20 protein-coding genes and 1 tRNA gene are annotated in these 22,234 nt (G+C 29.2%); 13 read left to right on the top strand and 8 right to left on the bottom strand.

The window, feature by feature from the left end; all coding sequences use genetic code 11:
• Complete coding sequence (locus IPK88_06085) at positions 1 to 750, top strand: cyclase family protein (GenBank protein MBK8242972.1); 750 nt, start codon at positions 1 to 3, stop codon at positions 748 to 750.
• A complete protein-coding gene (locus tag IPK88_06080; GenBank protein MBK8242971.1) occupies positions 743 to 1,390 on the top strand; it encodes a hypothetical protein in 648 nt (215 codons plus the stop codon). The genes IPK88_06085 and IPK88_06080 overlap by 8 nt, the downstream gene beginning before the upstream one ends.
• 32 nt (positions 1,391 to 1,422) lie before the next feature.
• Here IPK88_06080 and IPK88_06075 read toward each other — a convergent pair whose 3' ends face one another.
• From IPK88_06075 to IPK88_06045, 7 genes are all read right to left on the bottom strand, one after another.
• Positions 1,423 to 1,812, bottom strand: a complete 390-nt coding sequence (locus tag IPK88_06075) for a hypothetical protein (protein ID MBK8242970.1) — start codon at positions 1,810 to 1,812, stop codon at positions 1,423 to 1,425.
• 133 nt (positions 1,813 to 1,945) lie between these two features.
• Positions 1,946 to 2,019, bottom strand: a tRNA-Met gene (locus IPK88_06070).
• Positions 2,020 to 2,546: 527 nt separating this feature from the next.
• Positions 2,547 to 3,317, bottom strand: a complete 771-nt coding sequence (gene xth, locus IPK88_06065; GenBank protein MBK8242969.1) for an exodeoxyribonuclease III — start codon at positions 3,315 to 3,317, stop codon at positions 2,547 to 2,549.
• Between the two features lie 31 nt (positions 3,318 to 3,348).
• On the bottom strand, positions 3,349 to 4,311 hold the full coding sequence (locus IPK88_06060; GenBank protein MBK8242968.1) for a DUF2279 domain-containing protein: 963 nt from the start codon (positions 4,309 to 4,311) through the stop codon (positions 3,349 to 3,351).
• A gap of 74 nt (positions 4,312 to 4,385) precedes the next feature.
• On the bottom strand, positions 4,386 to 5,699 hold the full coding sequence (locus tag IPK88_06055) for an adenosylhomocysteinase (protein MBK8242967.1): 1,314 nt from the start codon (positions 5,697 to 5,699) through the stop codon (positions 4,386 to 4,388).
• 118 nt (positions 5,700 to 5,817) lie between these two features.
• On the bottom strand, positions 5,818 to 6,192 hold the full coding sequence (locus tag IPK88_06050; GenBank protein ID MBK8242966.1) for a CrcB family protein: 375 nt from the start codon (positions 6,190 to 6,192) through the stop codon (positions 5,818 to 5,820).
• A gap of 2 nt (positions 6,193 to 6,194) precedes the next feature.
• A complete protein-coding gene (locus tag IPK88_06045; protein ID MBK8242965.1) occupies positions 6,195 to 7,253 on the bottom strand; it encodes an undecaprenyl/decaprenyl-phosphate alpha-N-acetylglucosaminyl 1-phosphate transferase in 1,059 nt (352 codons plus the stop codon).
• A 195-nt stretch (positions 7,254 to 7,448) separates the two neighbouring features.
• Between IPK88_06045 and IPK88_06040 the strand changes: the two genes are divergently transcribed.
• From IPK88_06040 to rsgA, 10 genes are all read left to right on the top strand, one after another.
• The gene (locus tag IPK88_06040; GenBank protein ID MBK8242964.1) at positions 7,449 to 8,195 is read left to right on the top strand and encodes an isoprenyl transferase; all 747 of its coding nucleotides are present in this window, start codon (positions 7,449 to 7,451) and stop codon (positions 8,193 to 8,195) included.
• 406 nt (positions 8,196 to 8,601) lie between these two features.
• Positions 8,602 to 9,642 (top strand): tetratricopeptide repeat protein, encoded by a 1,041-nt coding sequence (locus IPK88_06035; GenBank protein MBK8242963.1) that lies wholly within the window; start codon positions 8,602 to 8,604, stop codon positions 9,640 to 9,642.
• Positions 9,643 to 9,668: 26 nt separating this feature from the next.
• A complete protein-coding gene (locus IPK88_06030) occupies positions 9,669 to 11,588 on the top strand; it encodes a PD40 domain-containing protein (GenBank protein MBK8242962.1) in 1,920 nt (639 codons plus the stop codon).
• Entirely contained in the window at positions 11,585 to 12,988 is a 1,404-nt protein-coding gene (gene rlmD / locus IPK88_06025; GenBank protein MBK8242961.1) for a 23S rRNA (uracil(1939)-C(5))-methyltransferase RlmD, read from the top strand. The genes IPK88_06030 and rlmD overlap by 4 nt, the downstream gene beginning before the upstream one ends.
• A gap of 50 nt (positions 12,989 to 13,038) precedes the next feature.
• The gene (locus IPK88_06020) at positions 13,039 to 13,425 is read left to right on the top strand and encodes a hypothetical protein (protein MBK8242960.1); all 387 of its coding nucleotides are present in this window, start codon (positions 13,039 to 13,041) and stop codon (positions 13,423 to 13,425) included.
• On the top strand, positions 13,409 to 13,759 hold the full coding sequence (locus tag IPK88_06015) for a hypothetical protein (protein ID MBK8242959.1): 351 nt from the start codon (positions 13,409 to 13,411) through the stop codon (positions 13,757 to 13,759). The genes IPK88_06020 and IPK88_06015 overlap by 17 nt, the downstream gene beginning before the upstream one ends.
• Positions 13,756 to 14,538 carry a hypothetical protein gene (locus tag IPK88_06010; GenBank protein ID MBK8242958.1) on the top strand — a complete coding sequence of 261 codons (783 nt, stop codon included), beginning with the start codon at positions 13,756 to 13,758 and terminating at the stop codon, positions 14,536 to 14,538. Before IPK88_06015 ends, IPK88_06010 begins: the two co-directional genes overlap by 4 nt.
• 328 nt (positions 14,539 to 14,866) lie before the next feature.
• Positions 14,867 to 16,354: a cysteine--tRNA ligase gene (locus IPK88_06005; GenBank protein ID MBK8242957.1), complete on the top strand. Its 1,488-nt coding sequence runs from the start codon at positions 14,867 to 14,869 to the stop codon at positions 16,352 to 16,354.
• A 509-nt stretch (positions 16,355 to 16,863) separates the two neighbouring features.
• Positions 16,864 to 17,631: a geranylgeranylglyceryl/heptaprenylglyceryl phosphate synthase gene (locus IPK88_06000; protein MBK8242956.1), complete on the top strand. Its 768-nt coding sequence runs from the start codon at positions 16,864 to 16,866 to the stop codon at positions 17,629 to 17,631.
• Complete coding sequence (rsgA, locus tag IPK88_05995; GenBank protein MBK8242955.1) at positions 17,631 to 18,578, top strand: ribosome small subunit-dependent GTPase A; 948 nt, start codon at positions 17,631 to 17,633, stop codon at positions 18,576 to 18,578. Before IPK88_06000 ends, rsgA begins: the two co-directional genes overlap by 1 nt.
• A gap of 45 nt (positions 18,579 to 18,623) precedes the next feature.
• Here rsgA and IPK88_05990 read toward each other — a convergent pair whose 3' ends face one another.
• The gene (locus IPK88_05990; GenBank protein MBK8242954.1) at positions 18,624 to 18,962 is read right to left on the bottom strand and encodes a DUF2853 family protein; all 339 of its coding nucleotides are present in this window, start codon (positions 18,960 to 18,962) and stop codon (positions 18,624 to 18,626) included.
• 219 nt (positions 18,963 to 19,181) lie between these two features.
• Between IPK88_05990 and IPK88_05985 the strand changes: the two genes are divergently transcribed.
• On the top strand, positions 19,182 to 22,223 hold the full coding sequence (locus tag IPK88_05985; protein MBK8242953.1) for a M1 family metallopeptidase: 3,042 nt from the start codon (positions 19,182 to 19,184) through the stop codon (positions 22,221 to 22,223).
• The last annotated feature ends 11 nt before the right edge of the window (positions 22,224 to 22,234 follow it).

Below are 22,234 nucleotides of genomic sequence, written 5' to 3'. Positions count from 1 at the left end.
ATGAATATCGAAGTAGAAATTCTAAAGCAGAAATATAAGGTAAATTTAAAAGCAGGAATAGATATTTCTATTCCATTAAGTGATTCCTTGGACCAAGTAAATTGCTTTTATGCACCTCTTTTTAAATCAGAACCAGTTAGAATGGGAACATTTGTAGGTTCAGTATTAGAGGGAGGACCTGTAAATTTTAATAATATACTTTTGAATGTTCATGGTAACGGAACACATACCGAATGTATCGGCCATCTAACAAAGGAACTAATTTCAGTAAATAGTATTTTAAAAGAATATGTTTTTATTAATCATTTGATTAGTGTTACTCCTGAAAAAAAAATTAATGGAGACTTGGTAATTGAAAAACAAACTCTTGAACCAATACTAATTGATTTGAACATACAGACGTTAACCATTCGGACGTTGTCTAATGATATACTGAAAAGATCAAAAAAATATTCTGGTACCAACCCGATATATTTTTCAAAAGACGCTATGGACTATATAGTTTCAAAAAATGTGAAACATTTACTTGTAGATATACCCTCGGTAGATCGGGAGGAAGACAACGGACTATTATTAGCTCATCGATCTTTTTGGAAAGATGAAAGAGCGCTTAATTGCACGATAACAGAATTAATTTATGTGCCAAATGAAGTCCCTGATGGGGTTTATTTACTTCTTTTGCAAGCAGCACCAATGGAATTAGATGCCGTTCCTTCAAGACCAATACTGTATCCATTAACTTATGAATAAGTTCTTTCATCAAAATATTAATAGCTCATTATTGCTTAACAAATTTAAACATAGGTCTATTCAAAGACACAATGATTTTATACATTTTTATATTCAATATTTTAATGAAATAGGGCAATTAGAATTTAAAGAATATTTAGAAATCAAGTTAATATATTTAGAGGCACTACTATTTTTAGGGAGATCAAATCTTTTTCACGATACGGTTGATCAAATACTAGAGGATATCATATTTCATCCAATTATTAATCCCTATTTAAAAAATTTGTATATTGAAGCGCTTCTTTTGAAAGCTAAAATGTATCGTGAAGAAAAATTATTAGAAAAAGCGCTGAACATTTATTTAGAAGTCAACCGTATAAAACCTAAAAGTAGAAAAATTAGAATTGAATTATTTCTATTACAATTTAAAATGGAACAAATAAAGAATATCTTATGGATTAAAATAACACTTTTGACTCTTATTTTAACGCTTATCATGTCTGTTCTTATTGTTTTAAATATAAATTTTTCATATCCATTTTGGCAGAATAATTTATATGTTTTTAGAAATTCCTTTTTTTATTGCGCACTTATTATTATAATTTCCACTAATTTAATTTCATTAAAAAGAATCATTCCAATAATTAATAAATCATGAATAAGTAATTTCTACTTATTTTTGAAATATATCTAAAGTAATATCAATTCCGAAGTATCAATTTCAATATTAGAATTGGTGGAATTTATAATGTTGATTAATTCAGATGAATCTATTACTATTTCATTTTGACTGGAAAGAACTGAGATTAAGACAGTATCAATTTTATTTTTATTATCAGAAATAATGATGGAATCAGATTTAAAAATTGGGTTTTTTTTGGATGTAAGTAAAGTTTTTGACTCCTTACTATGATTTGCCTTCTTCTTAACAACCGATTCTTTAGAGGTAATAAGTTTTGTTGATTTTGAAACAGATTTAATATTACGATTATCGTAACAAGAGATTAGAAATAAAACAATAAATAGGGTAAATAAATTATTAATGGAAAAGAGTCGATATTTACATAATAAGAGGTTCATAACAATTTTTTTTAATTTGACTGTTCATAGCATAAAGAGTTGTATTCGTCAAAGTTAAAAGATTGTTAAAAGGAGAAGTTAATTTATTGATATGTAATATTCTTTATTATTCAATATATAAAGATCTGAGGAGTAGCGTGAGGGAGACTTGAACTCCCGACCTTGCGATTATGAATCGCACGCTCTAACCAGCTGAGCTACCACGCCTAATACTAATTCTAAGAGTAATTTTACTATTAGAGTGCAAAAATATACTTTTTTACTAAAAATTCAAATAAGTTTATTTAAAATGACGGTACAATTGGATTGAAGCGTCTAAATTAAGTTCAATTAAAAGAATTGATGTCTAATTATAATAGAATTTTCAATTTTCTTATTTTTAGAGGTGTATTAATTTTCCTTAAGTATTTTTTCGCCAATACATCAATTTTGGTATGCCTTTATTATAGGATATAGCCAGCTGTCTAATTAAAGAATGGATTATTAGTATAAAAATTAATTTGCTCATTATCTTGGAATTTTTCATTTCTAATGGATATGAAAGAGATTCCTTGTAAATTTTTATTATATACACACAACACTATTTAGTAAGATTAATTTATTACAGGTAGAGTTAAGATTTCTATTTATATGATTAAATTTGAAAATTAAAATAGTTTATAAGTCTAAATAAATTATAAATTTTAGTCCATTCAAATTAAATGTTAGAGTTATTTATTTTTAAAGAAATTAAATTAAATTAAATTATAATTACCTTCAATTGGGCAATGGTCAGAAAAGCGAATATCGTAGTGATGTTTATAATTTACGACACAAGCTGAAAAGGGTTTAGAAATAGATTGATAATCTATTCTCCAGCCTTTGTTTTTTTGATAAGATCCTGCGCGGTAACTCCACCAACTGAATTCTTGTTTATCAGGATATAAAATTCGAAAACTATCATCAAACAATTCAGAAAACCATGCATTTAGCCAAGCACGTTCTTCAGGTCTATACCCACTAGGATTATCTTTTCTTTCGGGATTGTGAATATCAATAGCTTGATGTACAATATTATAATCTCCAACTAATATTATTTTTTTTCTTATATATAATAGTTCTTGAATCCAGGGATAAAAATCTTGAATGAATTTCATTTTAAAATCATGTCTTTCTTCACCGGAAGAACCTGAAGGAAAATAGGCATTTATTATACTCCAGTCTCCGATATCAGCTCTAATTACCCGTCCTTCCTGGTCATATTCAGGATTTCCTGTACCGATGAAAATATTATTTATTTTTTCTTTAGATAAGATCATTACTCCACTATAGCCTTTTTTTGTTGCACAATGCCAATACGAATAATAACCCTGATTTATAAAAAAATCAGGATCTGCGTAAGAACTATCCATTTTTATTTCTTGTAAACAAATAATATCAAAATCGTTCTCCTTTATCCAGGCTGTAAAACCTTTTAATATTGCTGATCGCAAGCCATTTACATTTAAGCTGATAATTTTTTTCATAAGTTAAAGTTAATAATAGTTTTTTATAAATTTAAAAATAGAGCCAATGTCCTTTTAAAACGCCTTTCGAATTAAGTTCTAAGGTTGGTGATGGAAATTTAATAATATTTAGAATTCTAAGACTTGTTTTTAAAAAATGATTTTTCACATGAATTTTTCTTAAGTCCAAATCAAAAGAAAAATAATACTGATGTAATCTTGGATTTGACTGAGCGTCTAGATTTATATTAAGGCCTTGATTATCTATCCATGCATTTTCATAAGCACCATATAGTCCGGAAGAACCATATCCAATTGAAAAATTTAGAAATGGAGGCCAAGGTAACTTTGCAGCAAATAGATTGGGGTTAAAGGACAGCCAATATGTTTGGGCATTATAGTCCTTAAGTAATTTTTCCAATAAATGGGTGCCATAGATTTCTTTAACTCTTTCTTTGATGACTGGATTCAGTGAGTATTTTGTAGGGAAAGTTGAAAACTTTAAGAGTAATTTTTGTTTATGCCAAAGGAGATCTTGACCTAAAAAAAATGTTGAACCTACTAAATTTGCAGCTATGTCAGGCCAGGAAAAGCCCCAGTCCTTAGAATGCCCATCAAAAAGTTCAATTGTGGTTTGAAATAATTGACTGATTCCAATTCCTATCCACAGACTTTTTTTCCTGTTGACTCCAGTCCACAAAGCCCCGTTGTAGCAGAAGTCACTTTGAAAATAACCATTAAATAAATGGCCCAATTTATCCATTTGTTGCCACTCTCCAAAATCGTTAAAATAATGAAATTTAGTTAAGTTGTGTTTTTTATACCACGCATGATAAAGACCTATCGAAAAAGTTGAATAAGTACAAAAAGTAAAAGCGCCAGCTAATAAAATTCTGGTGTGATTTAACGAATCTGATGGTTTAAAAAAAATACGTGGGTTTAATTGGGCATTTATATAAACTGTCTTAAATAAGCAAAAGTAAAGGAACAAATAAAGGGTTTTATTACTTTGCATAAAATACAAATTAAAAAAAGCCGCATTGAATTTTAATCAAAGCGGCTTTATTCCTTGGAAACAATATGTTGATTTTAGTATCGATAATAATCAGGTTTAAAGGGACCAGATTTATTGACTCCAATATATTTAGCTTGATGGTCTTTAAGTTCTTCAAGTTCAACTCCAATTTTACTTAAATGAAGTCTAGCAACCTGTTCATCGAGATGTTTTGGTAAGGTATAGACTTTATTTTCATATGCATCGGAATTATTCCACAATTCTAATTGTGCAATAACTTGGTTTGTGAATGAATTTGACATAACAAATGATGGATGACCTGTGGCACAACCTAAATTAACAAGACGTCCTTCTGCAAGAAGTAAAATATCATTACCATCAATAGTATATTTGTCTACTTGAGGTTTAATTTCAACTTTTGTTGCTCCATAATTTGTATTTAACCAGGCAACATCAATTTCATTATCAAAATGTCCAATGTTACATACAATAGTTTTATCTTTCATTAATCTGAAATATTTTTCAGTAATGATGTCACAATTTCCTGTTGCAGTAACTATGATATTTGCCAATTTGACAGCATTTTCCATTTTTAATACTTGGAAACCATCCATAGCAGCTTGAAGCGCACAGATAGGATCAATTTCAGTAATTATAACTCTACAACCAGCTCCTTTAAGCGAAGCTGCGGAACCTTTACCAACATCACCATATCCAGCAACAACCGCAACTTTGCCAGCCATCATAATGTCTGTAGCACGACGAATAGCGTCAACACATGATTCTTTACAGCCATATTTATTATCAAATTTCGATTTTGTCACTGAATCATTAATATTGATTGCTGGGATAGGAAGCGTTCCGTTCTTTACTCGTTCATATAATCTATGTACACCAGTCGTTGTTTCTTCCGAAATACCTTTAATTGAACTCGTAAGTTCTGGATATTTATCAAGCACTAAATTTGTTAAATCACCACCATCATCAAGGATCATATTTAAAGGAAGCCCTCCTTTAAAAGCAAATAAAGTTTGCTCGATACACCAATTAAATTCAATTTCGTTCATTCCTTTCCAGGCAAAAACGGGAATTCCAACAGCTGCGATTGCAGCTGCTGCATGATCTTGGGTTGAAAAAATATTACAAGAAGACCAACTAACTTCAGCTCCAAGAGCAGTTAGAGTTTCAATTAAAACAGCTGTTTGGATGGTCATATGCAGACAACCGGCAATCCGAGCACCCATTAAAGGTTTGGATTTACTATATTCTTCTCTTAATGACATTAGCCCTGGCATTTCGGCTTCTGCAAGTTCAATTTCCTTGCGTCCCCATTCTGCTAACTTTATGTCTTTAACTTTAAATTCTAAATGAGTGGCAGTTTGATTCATATTATTTTTTTGCAAATATATAAAAAATATTAATTGACAATGTATTAATAACTAATACAAGGACAAAAAATATTTATAGAAGTTCAAATTGAAGCTATAATAATGTACAATATCTCGATTAATTTAATGTTCTTTTAATTTCAAACCCAAAATAGAAACAGATCAAACAACAGCTAATACTTAGGATAATATATATAAAAAAATGCCAAAATTGATGGTTCCAAATATATTCCATTAATTCTCCGGAAAAAGTAGAAAATGTACTTAAGCCACCACAAAAACCTAACATAATGAAATATTTAATCCATGCTTCATTAGGATTTGTTTTAAAGTTATAAAAATAGATTCCTAAAACAAATGATGCAAGTCCGTTGGCAATTAATGTTGCTATAGGAATCGTTTTTATTATATTAGGGTTCAAATAAACAATTAGAAAACGTACGCAACTTCCTAAACCACCGCCAAGAAAAATTAGAATAAGCTTGATTAGCATGTTTAAATTTTTTGTTTACCTACATTTTTCTTAATTCTTAAATATTCTAAAAACAGGGCAAAAAACAAACTGAAAGACAGAATAATTATGACTAAATTTAAATTCCCAAGAAACTGCAAGGAAACAATAATTCCAAGAATAATAACATTAATAATTAATAAAAGCGCAGTTGTTTGAAGATGATTTAAGCCTGAATCCAATATGATATGATGGACATGTTGACGATCTGCTTTAAATGGTGATCTTTGATGTATTAAACGTACGATAAATACGCGCAAAGTATCAAAAAGAGGCAAAAAAAGTAAAGCAACACCGATGGCTGGAGAAGCATTGATTTCAAAATTAAACTCGTTGTATATATTTGGGTGTTCAATAAATCGAATAACTAAAATGGAGCAAATAATGCCAATTAACATAGATCCAGTATCACCCATAAATATTTGAGCTGGAGTTAGGTTAAATTTTAAAAAAGCCATTAATGACCCTAATAATGCCGAAGCAATAATGCAAAGCACTATTTGATCTGTCATTTTGAACCAAAATCCTAAGGTTATACATATTAGAATGCCGACGCTAGCACAAAAGCCATCAATACCATCCAATAAATTGAATGCATTAATAATAACTAAAATGGTAAATAATGAAAGAAATATGCTGATCCATTCGGGTAAAAGATTAATTCCAAAAATTCCATATAAACTAGTAATTCGAATATTTGCTTTAAAAACTAAAATAAAAGCAGCAAACGTTTGACCGATCATTTTTTTATAGGGTGTTAAAGGAAGTAAATCATCTTTTGCGCCGATTAAAAAAATGATTACGAAAGCACATAAAATATATTGTAAATTTCCAAAAACTTCAAAGGGAGTCCATAAAATAATACTAAATATTACACCGGCAAAAAGTCCAATTCCACCTAAAGTTGGAACACTTTTATTATGAGATCCGCGCTCCCCTGGATCATCAGTTAGTTTTTTAACTTTTGCGATTCTAATTATCGAGGGAATAGCAATAAAAGTTACCATGAAAGAAGTTAAAAAACAAAGTATGATATGATACATCGTATAATTCAGAATTACCAATACAAAGAAACGAATAAATCATATCAAATCTTAGAAGTTTATTTGATACAAAATTAGTCCTAGACTAACAATTAACCAGTGAAATGAATGATTTGGTTTTAATTAAATCTTAAAAAGCAGTCAAAGTTTATGCTTTAATTCAAGTTATGTATCTTTACTTAATGATTTCAATAAATGAAGGATAAAATAGATTTAAAAAGATTGCCAGACCATATCGCGATAATAATGGATGGAAATGGGCGTTGGGCAAAAAAAACCGGTCAGCCAAGATTGTTCGGTCATAAGAATGGAGTAAAAGCCGTACATCGAGTAACGGAAGCATGTGCAGAAATGGGAATCAAATATCTAAGTTTGTACGCCTTTTCTACTGAAAACTGGAATAGACCTATTGCAGAAGTAACAGGATTGATGTCCTTATTAGTCGAAACATTAAAGGTGGAATTAAAAACTTTAACAAAAAATAACATTAAATTATCAACAATAGGTGATTTGAGCAAACTTCCGACTAAAACGCAAGAAGTTTTGAAACAAGCCATTTTAGATACAAAAATGAATGATGGATTACATTTAATTTTAGCATTAAATTATAGTTCTAGATGGGAAATTGTTTCTGCGATAAATACTATGTTATTAGATTTTGACTCACAGCAGAAAAAAGGGCCAATAGATGAAATGCAATTTGTTCAATATTTAAATACTGCAAATATTCCAGATCCAGAACTTTTAATAAGAACTAGTGGAGAGCATCGAATTTCAAATTTTTTATTGTGGCAGTTGGCGTATTCTGAACTCTATTTTACTGAAACGCTTTGGCCTGATTTTAGTAAGGAAAACCTATACGATGCAATTATTGATTATCAATCCCGAGAAAGGAGATTTGGTTTAACTTCTGAACAACTAGAAATTAAAAAGGCCAAATAGAGTAATAATTAATGGAAAAAAATATTTTTTATAAAGTCTTTTAAAAAGTCACCATAATTTAATCTTTTCTTGGTTGTACTTATTGTTCTAATAAAGCTTTATTAAACTAACATCAATAATTACGTAAATATAATAAAATCAATTCATTATACATCTTGATTAAAATTTATATAAACTTAGCTTTAAATAAGTAACACATAAGTTTTGAGATTTAAATTATTTTAGTGAAATTTGCATTGGAAAACAAATTACCCAATATAATAATTTTATTAGTTATATATATATTTTTTTAATTTGTTTATTAGAATATTTCACATATATAATTCTATTTAATGTGTTTAATATTGAATTTTATAAACAAATTAAATTTAAATATTAAACTTTAATAATAATCCAACTTTTTCATATGCAAACACAACAATTGTACAAAGTTATAATTCAAGGGAAACTGGAGTTTGGAAATGATAGAAGTTTTCAAAAAGTTGTACAATTATACAATCAGAGGTTAGAGACAATTCATAAGAGAGAGTTGGTATTCAAAATTTCAGATGAAATCTTTTTTGAAAAGGACTTTACCATGAACCTTGGACGTTTTATTGGTAATATTTCGGAAAAAATGTGGAAAAACACAATATTATCATTAGAGTATTGCGCTCAATTTTCTTTTTCTGGTGTCATAAATGCTTGGATGACTGATAATGGTAAAATTCTTCAATATGCTCACATTGAACCTCTTGGTGAAAAAAGTACAATAGCATTATATCAAGAAGGTAAAAGAAAATCAGAAGAAATCGGTTCGGAAGTAGAAGCTATAAAAATGTTGACCGAGGCCATTGAAAAATATGAAAGGCATTCCCAAGCATATGAAAAGCGAGGCTATATGAATTACCATCTTAAAAACTTTGAAGATGCGATTTATGATTTTAATAAGAGTATTGCCTTTGATCAAATGAATGCCTCTTCACATTATGGTTTAGGAAGGACCTATATGGTAAAGAAAAATTTTAAGGAAGCTCTTATTTGTTTAGAAGAAGCAACAAAACAATCAATTGCTCTACAACCCATTTATTGGGCAGCAAGACGAGTTAAAGCAATATGCTATATTGAATTAAAAGACTTCGAAAAAGCGGCATTTGAATATAAATTATTTACATCAAGGACCTTCACAGAATCAGATCCTAATTTTAAACATTTGGCTATGGCTTGGTTTAATTATGGAAAAGTTTTCTTTGCATTGGGTCAAATTGATGAATCTCTGGCAGCTTTTGATAAAAGTCTTGCTTTAGAACCAACAGCTAAAAAGGGGACTCATCCAGAATTATTTATGCAACGAGGATTAGCAAGAAAGGCAGCAGGAAAGTCAGATTATATATTGGATTTTAAAAAAGCATCTGAACTGGGTTATGAACCAGCAACCAAACTATTAGCAGAAATCAAATTATCATAATATTTATTTTGTGATAATATATGACAATGAAATATGTTTTGATTATAATTTTTTTTTACAACTCAATTCATGTTTCCTTTAGTCAGAATTACAAAACAATAAATACAATATCAGCTAAGATCCTAAAAGTTTATAAAAAGGGAGATCAAGCATACAAGGAAAATCAACTTAAATTAGCTGAAGAATATTTTAAAAAAACTATTCAAAAAGAAAATCATTTTATTGACTCTTATATCAAATTAGCCTCAATTAATTATGATTTGGCAAAATATGATCAAGGAATAAGATATTTTCAAAGTGCTTTGCAATTAGATTCTTTTTATAATAATAAAATTTATTATACACTTGCTTTATCTTATTATCAGATAAAAAAATACGATAGTGCAAAAGTAAATATGGAAATTTATTTATTAAGTGAAAAAGAAAATTCAGATCTCATAAATAAGGCGAAACGATTTTTACCAATTTATTCATTTGCGGATTCTGCAATTCAACATCAAGTAGATTTTAAACCATTATTGGTAAATAACTTGAACAGTTCATATTCTGAATTTTTACCAAGCTTTACAGGAGATGGCAAAACAATAGTTTTTACACGTAGGATTCGCGATAATGAAGATTTATATATTTCATATAAAGCAGATACCAATTGGACTTTTCCTCAACCAATAAAAGAACTTAATTCAATTTACAACGAAGGAGCGCCGGCAATTTCACCAGATGGTAATATACTGATATTTACATCGTGTGACAGAAGAGATAGTTACGGAGGGTGTGATTTATATATTAGTAAGAAAATAAATGGTAAATGGACAACAGCGATAAACTTAGGTGAGAAAATAAATTCCGCATCTTTTGAGTCTCAAGCATGTTTAACAAATAATGGTAATGAGTTATACTTTACAAGTAATCGAAAAGGTAGTATTGGAGGAAAAGATATTTGGTTTAGTAAAAAGTTGCAAAACAATTCATGGTCAACACCTCAAAATTTAGGGGCAAAAATTAATACCATATGGGATGAAGAATGCCCATTTATGCATATGGATGGAAGGACATTATATTTTAGTTCTGATGGTCACATCGGGATGGGCTCAAAAGATATTTTTTATTCTAAACTTATTGGGATACATCAATGGAGTAAACCACAAAATTTAGGTTATCCAATAAATACACCAAACGATGAATCATCTTTGAGGGTTGATTTTAATGGAGCCACAGCATATTTTGTAAGCGATAATGAATCTATTCTTAATAACCAAACAAAGAATTTGGATATTTATCAATTTGATTTACCAAAAGTATTAAGACCTAATCACAGTATATATTTTGAAATTACTGTAAAAGATAAATTGACCTTGCTACCCATTGAGAAAGCATTCGTAAAAATTGTTAACTTACAAACAAATCAAGTATTCTTTCAAGATCATACGGATATTAATGGTCAATTATTTATCTCCATTCCTTTGGGTAATATATTAGGAATACACATAACAAAAGCAAAGTATGTATTATTATCTGACCAATTCAACAGTCTGGAATTAAATCTAGAATATTATCCTAGAAAAATTTCCTGGTTTTTAACTAAAGAGGATGAAGAGGAACAATCCATTGTTTTAAAAAATATATTATTTGAATCAAACTCGGTCAAATTGAGAGATGAATCTATTTTTGAACTCAATGAATTATATCTTATGATCAAACAGAAATCGAATTTTAATATAGTAATTATAGGCCATACAGACAATATAGGAAGCGAAGAAGATAATTTATTGTTATCTCTAAATCGAGCACAAGTTGTCGGTGATTTTTTGGTAAATAAAGGGATATTAAGAGAGCGAATAAGCTGTTTTGGCAAAGGGGAATCAAATCCTATTGACGATAATTTGAATGAGGAGGGGAGGCGAAATAATAGGAGAACAGAATTTATATTAAGTAAAAATAAATGAGAAAAAAGACTTATAAAAAAGTTGAAGTAGACTTTACTGGAATTGCACATAAAGGATTAGCAGTAGGAAGAACGGAAGAAGGAATAGTTATTTTTGCAAAAGGAGCAGTTCCTGGGGATCTTGCAGTAGTATCCCTTAATAGGAAAAGGAAAGGAGTCTGGACAGGTCAAACAGAAAGTATAATTAAATATTCAAGACATAGAGTAAATCCAAAATGTGAACATTTTGGCGTATGTGGTGGCTGCAGTTGGCAACAACTAGAATATACTGAACAGATCCAACAAAAAGAGCAATTAGTAGGAGATGCAATGTTGAAAATTGGAAAATTGGATCCTTTGATTATAGAAAGTATTCTTCCATGTGAAAATATTTACAATTATAGAAACAAATTGGAGTTCACCTTTTCTACCTTTAAATGGTTGACAAATGAAGAGATAAAGAGTGAAAAAAGGTTTGAATTAATTGGGGCATTAGGATTTCATAGACCAGAGACATTTGATAGAATTGTCGATATTAATCAGTGTCATTTACAAATTGAGATATCAGATCTAATTAGAAATTTCATACGATCATATGCTCTTGAACATTTTATTTCATTTTATAATATCAAACAACATACAGGAATTTTAAGAAATTTGATTATTCGCACAAATCAAATAGAGGAAGTTATGGTTGTATTATCTATATCAGAACCTATATCTGACCAAATTACAGAATTATTTCTTGAATTAAAAAATAGATTTTCTAATATAGTATCAGCATATTATACCATTAATAAGAAAAAAAATGATTCCTGGTTTGATTTAGAATGTTGTAAAGTATTTGGGAATGACCATTTGTTAGAAAAAATGGAACATGTTACATTTCAAATAGGTCCAAAATCATTTTTTCAAACAAATACTTTACAATCAATAAAATTGTATCAGTTAATTAGGTCATTCGCTGAATTATCTGGTCAGGAAATAGTGTATGATTTATATTGCGGAGTGGGAAGCATAGGAATCTTTTTAGCAAAAGACGCTAAATTAATTATTGGAATTGAAGAAATTCCTGAAGCTGTATTAGATGCTGAATGTAATGCTAGATTAAATAATATTAACAATATTCGATTTTATTCAGGAGATGTAAAAATGATTTTGAATGAAGAATTAGTGTTAAACCATGGCAACCCAGATGTAGTTATAATCGATCCTCCAAGGGCAGGATTACATCAGGATGTCATTCAAAATTTAATTCTATTTGGACCGCAAAAAATCGTTTATGTTAGTTGTAATCCAGCTACTCAAGCAAGAGATATTGCCTTGTTTAGTGGATATTATAAAGTAACTCGAATTAAACCTGTCGATATGTTTCCTCAAACAAATCATACTGAGAGCATAGCATTATTAATAAAATTGTGATGAAAAACTTGATTCTTTAATATTAATTATTCCATTTATATTATTTAGAGATGTTAAATCCGAGTATTGAAAAATTTTTGCAACTTGAAGATGATTTACGAAGATATCGAAAAGCATTAAATGCAGCTCTTGATATAATGTTAGAAGAAGATGTTTCATTGTATCCGATTTTTATTTTACATCAACAAGAATTATCAATGGGTGTACCGGTAATAGATGGCAATGGAAATAATGGTATTTGGTCAGTACACGCTTCTAGTCTGGAAGAATTCGTGATGAAAAATATTATACAAAATGATAAAGTTTTGGATTTTCAAAAAGTTTATAAAGATCATAACCATCACTTTTGTTTGTTTGTATTATCAGAATTGGGAGCACAGTTTATATTTTATCCTAGAATAGAAGAAATCTATCAAGAATATGGAGCCCTCAATTGATTTAACATATATAAGGCGAATGGCCTATATGGATGATTTACTTATGGTAGAATTATTACAAAATTGGGTATTTGATGTAAATGAACGAATAATCTTTATGGAACAGGCCATTCAAAATAATAAATCACATCATTTTTTTAAGATTATTCATGAAATAAAAACTAGTTTTTTAATTATTGGCTCAGGTCATGGTCTAAAGTATTGTGAATTTTTAATGTTAAATTTATCAAATGGAGAGACCCTAACGCATCAGGATATTTTAAAATTGAAGGATATTTATACAGAAATTGTTCAAACTATAGCGATTCAAAAATTAAATCTGAAATTAATATGAAAGGATTTTTGTTACTATTTATTTATTTTTCATTACTTATTGAAAATTATTGTCAGACGAATGATACAAGGAAGGGCCAACTTTATTTAAGTTGGGGATATAATAAGGAATGGTATTCAAAGAGTGATATTAAAGTTATACAGCCTGAATTAGGTAATCATTTTATTTTTACTCAAGTACAAGGAAAAGATAAGCCTGGATGGAACACTGGGATCTTTAATAAACCATTAACCATCCCACAATATAATTACAGGTTGGGCTATTTTCTTTCAGATCATTGGCTATTTGAGTTAAATTTTGATCATACAAAATTTATTGTACCGAGTCAAAAACTACATCTTACAGGATTGATAAATAATTTGACTGTTGATACCTTAATTGAGAGAAATGATCAAGTATTAGCATATCAGCTAAATAATGGTGCAAATTTCTTTTTATTTAACCTTGGTTATAGATGGACTGTTAAAAAGCTTACAAATAAATATTTTAATAATTCTATCTTATTAAAAGGTGGAGCTGGTTTTTTATATCCACATGTACAAAACACAATATTAGGAAATGATAATGTCCCCGACTTTCAATTTGGTGGTCTTGATATAGGCATAGAAGGAGTCTGGAGGATAACTTTATACAAATATCTATATATTGAATATGCTTTAAAAGCCCTTTACGCAGATTATAATCAATTGAAAATATATAAAGGACGAGCTAGCCAAAATTTTTCATGTTTTGAAATGATATTAAACCTAGGCATTGAAATTCCTACTAATCGTAATTAAAAATGTTTATAATGAGTGAAATTCATAAATAATTTAAAATAATGATAATACTGGATTTTTAAATATTCTTAATGGAATTATTTTAGAAAATATATTTATATAGGCTATTTAATTCCATTTATTTTAAGACATAATAATTAAAATATCTCCATATGGGAAATAAACAGTTAATTTCTTTTTATAATTTAATCAAATAATAAATTGATAGAAAAAATTATTGGATGACAATAATATTTAAAAATGGTGTTAAAAAATGAGAAATTAACTAATAAAGTGTTAAAATGAAATTCAAAGACTTCTTAGAATTTACAAATCATATCTTTGTTAAATGATACAGAAAATTGTTTTATATAATAGCCTTACCAGAGAAAAGGAAATATTTGTTCCACTTATTGAGGGTCGAGTAGGAATGTATGTTTGTGGCCCAACAGTTTATAATGATGTTCATTTGGGAAATTGTAGAACATTCGTTTCATTTGATATCATATACAGGTATTTAATGGTATCAGGATATAAAGTAAGGTATGTTCGAAATATAACGGATGTCGGACATTTACTAGACGATGGTGAAGATAGAATGGCAAAAGGGGCCAGACTAGAACAATTAGAGCCAATGGAAATAGCCCATAAATATACTAATGGATTTGAAGAAATGATGAGGATATTCAATACACTATCCCCAAGTATTGAACCAAGGGCAACTGGTCATATAATTGAACAAATATCAATGATAGAAGACATTTTGAAAAGAGGATATGCCTATCAGCAAAATGGTTCTGTATATTTTGATACATTAAAATTTATAAATGATAAGCATTCATATGGACAATTAAGTGGCAGAATAATTGACGAACTTTTAACAGAAACAAGAGATAACTTAAAAAATCAAGAGGAGAAAAGACATAATTCTGATTTTGCACTTTGGATCAAAGCGTCAGAAGAACATATAATGAGATGGCCATCTCCATGGTCTATAGGATTTCCGGGATGGCATCTTGAGTGTTCAGCGATGAGTACAAAATATTTAGGAAAAACATTTGATTTGCATGGAGGAGGAAATGATTTGAAGTTTCCACATCATGAAAATGAAATAGCACAAAGTATTGGTGCCTGTGGTCAAGCTCCTTCGAAATATTGGTTACATACCAATATGTTGTTGTTAAATGGTAGAAAAATGTCAAAAAGTGAAGGAAATACGATTTCTCCTGAAGAATTATTCACGGGGAATAGTGTTCATATTACAAAGGCATATACACCAATGGCCCTCAAGTTTTTCATGCTTCAAGCTCATTACAGAAGTCCATTGGATATAACGGATGAAGCACTGCAAGGTGCAGAAAAAGGATATAAAAGGCTAATGGAAGCTTACAGGTCGGTTGATAAAGTTACCGCAGGAATGTTAGAAAACAATGGTCCAAAAGATAATGAAATATTAATGTTAATTTCAGAATCATATCAACATATGAATGATGATTTTAATGTTCCTAATGCTTTAGCATCGATATTTGAATTGGCTAGTGTAATAAATTCTGTTAAAGATGGTCATATAAATCCGGCATTATATAGTGTTGAAACATGGAAGGAATTAGTATCACATCTTAAGATTTTTATTGAGGGGATTTTTGGGTTAAAAGATGAATCAAGTGCAGATCAGGATGGAACCATAGATGGATTGATGAGTCTAGTAATTGATCTTAGGAAGGATATCAGGGAGCGAAAGGACTGGATCTTTGCTGATAAAATACGAAATACCCTTCAAGAACTTGGTATTCAACTTAAAGACGGGAAAGAAGGAACCCAATGGAGTAAACTATAAATTAAGTTTTTTGGTTGATTTCAATTTGTAGTGTATTACTATAAAAAGAAACAAGTAAATTAATTTTAATCACAAATCTTACTAGTTAATTTACGACCAAAAAATTATGATTTCTAAATGATCTGGGATAAATATTTATTTTAAATCCATAATATATTAATCTATAATTTAGTTGTCGTTCCTTAGAAGATGCTAAATGTATAATAAAAATGGTAATGCATCACACCAGTTTAAAGTTATTCTATGATAAAAACCCTAATAATTATATAGGGTAATAATTTTGGTTTGCAGTTGGTTTTGTTATAAAATTTGATAAAACATTATGAGTCCAAATATTTTTAATGTAATTAGTAACAAATTTGTCAAAGCCACTATTGTAACACAGATTACGCATAAAGATTCATACCAGATGAAGATTGAAAATGATTTTAGATCTTATGTTAATTTTTTTTATTGATCAATTAATAATTTAAGAAAATTCATATTAATATTTTTATCTTTGAAAAATTATGTCAAATTACTTAGTTAATTCCTTAGCAAAAAAAAGATCCATTGGGATTAAAAGTTTAGCAATTCTTATTGATCCGGATCATTTAAAGGTGAAAAACTTAGAAATTATTTTACTAGAAGCTCAAAAATGTCAAGTCGATTATTTTTTTGTTGGCGGTAGTTTAATTTTGCAAGATAGATTAGAAGAGTCCATAAAATTAATAAGGGAGCTTACAAAAACACCCATTATATTATTTCCCGGAAGTGGTTTTCAAATTAGTCAACAAGCTGATGCCCTTCTTTTTTTATCATTAGTTTCAGGGCGTAATGCAGATTTTTTAATTGGAAAACAGGTTGAAATAGCCCCTAAACTTTATCATACCAAGTTGGAGATTATACCAACAGCCTATTTATTAATAGATGGAAAAAAGAGTAATACTGCTGCCTATATAAGTCAAACTCAACCCATTCCGAGAGATAAGCCAGAAATAGCTGTTGCAACTGTATTGGCTGCCCAGTTTTTAGGTATGAAGTTGGTTTATCTAGATGCAGGAAGTGGTGCTTTGAAATTGGTTTCTGAAGAAATGATTTCAAAAGTATCAAATGTAATAGATGTGCCTCTTATTGTAGGCGGAGGAATTAAAGATGGATTAAGTGCCACAAGGGTATTAAATGCAGGAGCTGACTTGATTGTAGTTGGAAATGCTATAGAAGAAAATCCCAAATTGATTCAAGAAATGTCTCATGCGGTTCATGGCGGAAATCCTGTTGAATTAATGACGAATTGATGAAAGGTATTGTTCAAAGATCTACAGGGAGTTGGTATGAAATTCGTGAATTGAATTCGCAACAAATATATAGTTGCAGATTGGTTGGAAAAATGAAACTTGATAAACATGATTTAACAAATCCAATTGCTGTTGGAGATCATATCCTTTTTACAATAGATTCAAATCAAGTTGGAATTATTTCAGAAATATTGCCAAGAAGGAATTACATAATTAGACAATCTCCAAAAAACAAACATCAGTTACATTTAATTGCAGCGAATATAGATCAAGCTATTTTAGTAACAACAATTATTGAACCACAATTAAAACCTGGATTTATGGATCGATTTCTTTTATCCACAGAACCTCAAAACATTCCTGTTACAATAGTTTTTAATAAGGCTGATATCTATGGGAAAGAGGAATTGGAAATATTCCACGCACATAAAACTATTTATGAAAAAATTGGATATAATGTTTTGTTAACTTCAAATATTGATAAAATTGGAATTAAGGAATTACACGAACAATTAAGAAATAAGATAACACTATGTAGTGGACAGTCAGGAGTTGGAAAGAGTAGTTTATTAAATGAAATGCATGAAGGGCGTGCACAAAAAACTGGCGAAATATCGGGTTTTAGTGGGAAAGGAACACACACGACTACTTTTTCGGAAATGATACCATTGATAAATGGAGGGTATATCATTGACACTCCCGGTATAAAGTTAATGTCGTTTAATAATCTTCAATTAATGGATGTATCCCATAATTTTAGAGAACTATTTGAAGCATCTTTATTGTGTCGTTTCGGAGCTCAATGTTTACATAGAAATGAACCTGACTGTGAGGTCAAGTTAAGAGTTTCTAAAGGCATTATTTCAGGAATAAGATATGATAACTATCTAACGTTAATAGAAGAAATAGAAGCACAAAATCATTGGGAACGAAAGAAAAGGTATTAAAAGCCTAACATTGAATTTTAATATTAGGCTTTTTACCAAGTTACTTTATTTATATAAAGATTGCTTATTAAATTTAATGGTTAAGAGGTAATAAACCAAAGCCCTGTGTTTGTTTTTATTTGAGGTCCCCATTATTTTTAGCACTTCATGGATAGCATCATTTAATTCAGGACCATCTTTTAAACCTAGTTTTTTGATTAAAAAATTATTTTTTAGTCGGTCTAATTCAGATTGATCAGTACCAGCTACGGTAGAAGCATCTTTACTGTAGATAGATGGTCCTAGCCCTTTGGTTACCAATTTTAGTAAATTTTCATCAATTGCAATACCAATTTTCTTTGCATCTTCAACATATTGAGCTAATTTTTCATCAAATTTATTCATTTTATTAAAGTTTAGTTTAATTAATTAAAGTATAAAATAATATCACCATTTAAGTTATTCAACCTAATAATATTTAATTTAATATCTTACCATAAATATAACAATAAATAATTATTATTACTAAAAGGAATGGATAAAATACTTAAACTATTTATAGTTAAAGTAAACAGTTAGGCAATGATACACAAATTTGTTATAATTTTGACGAAATCTTAAAAAATGAATAAAATATTTTTGTATTTATTTTTATTAATCTGGGGAAATGGTCTTTCAGCGCAAAAGAGTTATTTTCAACAAGAAGTAAATAATATTATAAAAGTTAGATTAGATGATATTTCTAATACCTTAACTGCAGAAATACAGATTGAATATATTAATCATAGTCCTGACGTATTGGATAAAATAGGAATTCACTTATGGCCTAATGCATACTCATCAAAACAAACTGCTTTTTGCAAACAAAAGATATTACAACGGGACTTAGAATTTTATGATGCTCCTAATGAGCAATTGGGAAAAATATCAGGTTTGGATTTTGAAATTAATGGTATTAAAGCAAAATTAGAATCAGATTCAAAAAACCCAGATATGGCTTGGTTAATATTACCATTTCCTTTACTACCGGGAGAAAGAATTTCTATTGTCACACCATTTAATGTTAAAATTCCAAAAACTTTTTCACGTTTAGGCCACGTTAATCAGACATATCAAATTACACAATGGTATCCGAAACCTGCGGTATATGATCGAAAAGGATGGCATTTAATGCCATATCTGGATCAAGGCGAGTTTTTTTCAGAATTTGGAAGATTTGAAGTACAAATAAGTTTACCAAGGAATTATGTAGTTGGTGCTACCGGAGTCCTTCAGAATAATGAAGAAAAGGCATTCTTAAATGATAGAATTGAGGAAAGTTCTTTAGCAATCAAGCAAAAAGTTAATTTATTTTCAAACGAGATCCCAAGTTCAAAAGAATATAAAACGATTACATATATAGCGGAACAAGTTCATGATTTTGCTTGGTTTGCAGATAAATCATTTTATGTTCAAAAAGGAGAAGCGATTTTAAACTCAGGTAAAAAAATTGAAACCTGGGCTATGTTTAATTACAATGAATATTGGTTTAATGCAATTCATTTCATAAACCGTGCAATTAAATTTTATTCTGATCATGTTGGGGAATATCCTTGGCCTCAAGCTACAGCAGTAGAAAGTGCTTTAAGTGCTGGCGCAGGAATGGAATACCCTATGATTACTGTAATTGGAAATGAAGCATCTTTTCGATCCTTAGATAATGTGATAACCCATGAAGTTGGTCACAATTGGTTTTATGGAATATTAGCTTCAAATGAAAGAGAACATCCATTTATGGATGAAGGGATAAATACATACTATGAAAATAGATATATGAATAATTTTTATAGAGATGTTAATCATTTTTTACCTCCGGTTTTAGAAAAGTGGTTAGGAAAAATAGATGAAAAGGAATTAAGTTATTTGATTTTTGCAAGAAAATATATTGACCAATATCCAAACCAAAATGCAGAAAATTTTAATTTGTTAAATTATGGAACGGATGTTTATATGAAGACGGGTGGATTGTTTTTATATTTGGAGAAATATATTGGAATAGAGAAATATGATGAGTTGATGCAATTATATTATAATACATGGAAATTCAAACATCCGTATCCTGAAGATTTAAAATCTATTTTTGTTAAAAGTGATACGAACAATCTAGATTGGCTTTTTGATAACGCATTAAATAATAATACTAAGGCGGATTATAAAATTTGCAAAATCAAATCGAGACCAAACGAGAGAATTATTACTATTAAAAATAAGGGAGCTTTAAAAATGCCTTTTATATTATCAGAAATAAAGAATAATAAGGTCGTTGACCAAAGATGGGTAACAGGTTTTATCGGGAAAAATAAAATAAAAATATCGAAGAAAGATATTGATATGATAATGATTGATCCAAAATATGAGTCCTATGATTTGTATTCTAATAATAATATAATTAAAACTCAAGGATTGTTTAAAAAAACGGAACCCATAAAATTAAGCTTACTACCAATTATAGATAATAAAGCTAGGACTGAAATCGGAATAACACCCATTATAGGATTCAATAGTTATAATGGTTTTATGACAGGACTTTATTTTTCAAAACCATTATTACCAACTAGATATTGGGACTTTAATATAATGCCAATGTATGCTTTTAAAAGTAAAAGTATAGCAGGTCGAGTTCATGCATCCATTAGGAAGCATTTTTTAAATGGTCCAATTCACAATATTAACATTGGTGTTAGGGCTAAAAGGTACGGGTATGATGATGATAGAATACATTTGTCAACATTACATTATAATAAAATTATGCCATATATTGAATTTAATTTTAGGACAGATTTAAAGAAGTCAATTGACTCAAGATTTGGTTATTACATAAACTATATTAAAGATGAAGTTCTATCTTTTAAATTAGACTCAGGATATGTGACATATCAGGATTATTTTATTCACCAAATGAGTTATAAATATAAAAATGATAGAATTTTGAGTCCGTATGAATTTAATTTGGCAATGGAGTTTCAAAAATTTGAATCAGCGACTTCTTTGGAAAATAAATATTTGAGAATAGATCTGGATTTAACCAAGAAATTAAGAATTGCTAAAAAGCGCTATTTCGAAATACGTTTTGCAAGTTCTTTTTATCCTCTAAACACTCAAATAAAATCTACAGCGATATCATCTAGAAATGTATTAAATACTACAAGAGGATCCGCTGGCTTGGCATTTCAAGGATATCATGATAATACAAATGATGAACTATTTTTAGGGAGGAGTGAAGTTTCTGGTATTTGGTCTCAACAAGTTCAAATAAAACAAGGAGGATTTAAATTTGCTCATGGATTAACTCAGCGCGATAATCTTGGAAATAGTAATTCCTTTATCCTTGCAGTAAATTTAAGTTCAGATTTACCAATTAAGAAAATTGGCAAATGGGTTAGACCATATTTTGATATCGGCTATTCAAAAATAAATTTAGCAGGAAACCCACAATACCTATTTAGTGGGGGTATAAATATTTCAATATTTCAAGATTATTTGGATTTATATTTGCCAATTATCCAATCTAAAGCAATTAAAGAATTATACCTTTCATTAGATCATCCTTCATATTTAAAGCAAATTACCTTTTCTTTGAAATTAAAAATGTTATCAATGAAAGAATTAACGCAAATGATAAATTAACAAGTAACTTT

The organism is Candidatus Defluviibacterium haderslevense, from assembly GCA_016712225.1.
GTDB lineage: Bacteria > Bacteroidota > Bacteroidia > Chitinophagales > Saprospiraceae > Vicinibacter > Vicinibacter haderslevensis.
This window is presented reverse-complemented; position numbering and strand designations above follow the sequence as displayed.

Coding starts and splice junctions, on each gene's coding strand:
- IPK88_05985 (MBK8242953.1), top strand. CDS start 19,182: ATGAATAAAATATTTTTGTATTTATTTTTATTAATCTGGGGAAATGGT.
- IPK88_06000 (MBK8242956.1), top strand. CDS start 16,864: ATGTCAAATTACTTAGTTAATTCCTTAGCAAAAAAAAGATCCATTGGG.
- IPK88_06060 (MBK8242968.1), bottom strand. CDS start 4,311: ATGCAAAGTAATAAAACCCTTTATTTGTTCCTTTACTTTTGCTTATTT.
- IPK88_06040 (MBK8242964.1), top strand. CDS start 7,449: ATGAAGGATAAAATAGATTTAAAAAGATTGCCAGACCATATCGCGATA.
- rlmD (MBK8242961.1), top strand. CDS start 11,585: ATGAGAAAAAAGACTTATAAAAAAGTTGAAGTAGACTTTACTGGAATT.
- IPK88_06020 (MBK8242960.1), top strand. CDS start 13,039: ATGTTAAATCCGAGTATTGAAAAATTTTTGCAACTTGAAGATGATTTA.
- IPK88_06080 (MBK8242971.1), top strand. CDS start 743: ATGAATAAGTTCTTTCATCAAAATATTAATAGCTCATTATTGCTTAAC.
- IPK88_06075 (MBK8242970.1), bottom strand. CDS start 1,812: ATGAACCTCTTATTATGTAAATATCGACTCTTTTCCATTAATAATTTA.
- IPK88_05990 (MBK8242954.1), bottom strand. CDS start 18,962: ATGAATAAATTTGATGAAAAATTAGCTCAATATGTTGAAGATGCAAAG.
- IPK88_06085 (MBK8242972.1), top strand. CDS start 1: ATGAATATCGAAGTAGAAATTCTAAAGCAGAAATATAAGGTAAATTTA.
- IPK88_06035 (MBK8242963.1), top strand. CDS start 8,602: ATGCAAACACAACAATTGTACAAAGTTATAATTCAAGGGAAACTGGAG.
- IPK88_06045 (MBK8242965.1), bottom strand. CDS start 7,253: ATGTATCATATCATACTTTGTTTTTTAACTTCTTTCATGGTAACTTTT.
- IPK88_06030 (MBK8242962.1), top strand. CDS start 9,669: ATGAAATATGTTTTGATTATAATTTTTTTTTACAACTCAATTCATGTT.
- rsgA (MBK8242955.1), top strand. CDS start 17,631: ATGAAAGGTATTGTTCAAAGATCTACAGGGAGTTGGTATGAAATTCGT.
- IPK88_06005 (MBK8242957.1), top strand. CDS start 14,867: ATGATACAGAAAATTGTTTTATATAATAGCCTTACCAGAGAAAAGGAA.
- xth (MBK8242969.1), bottom strand. CDS start 3,317: ATGAAAAAAATTATCAGCTTAAATGTAAATGGCTTGCGATCAGCAATA.
- IPK88_06010 (MBK8242958.1), top strand. CDS start 13,756: ATGAAAGGATTTTTGTTACTATTTATTTATTTTTCATTACTTATTGAA.
- IPK88_06050 (MBK8242966.1), bottom strand. CDS start 6,192: ATGCTAATCAAGCTTATTCTAATTTTTCTTGGCGGTGGTTTAGGAAGT.
- IPK88_06055 (MBK8242967.1), bottom strand. CDS start 5,699: ATGAATCAAACTGCCACTCATTTAGAATTTAAAGTTAAAGACATAAAG.
- IPK88_06015 (MBK8242959.1), top strand. CDS start 13,409: ATGGAGCCCTCAATTGATTTAACATATATAAGGCGAATGGCCTATATG.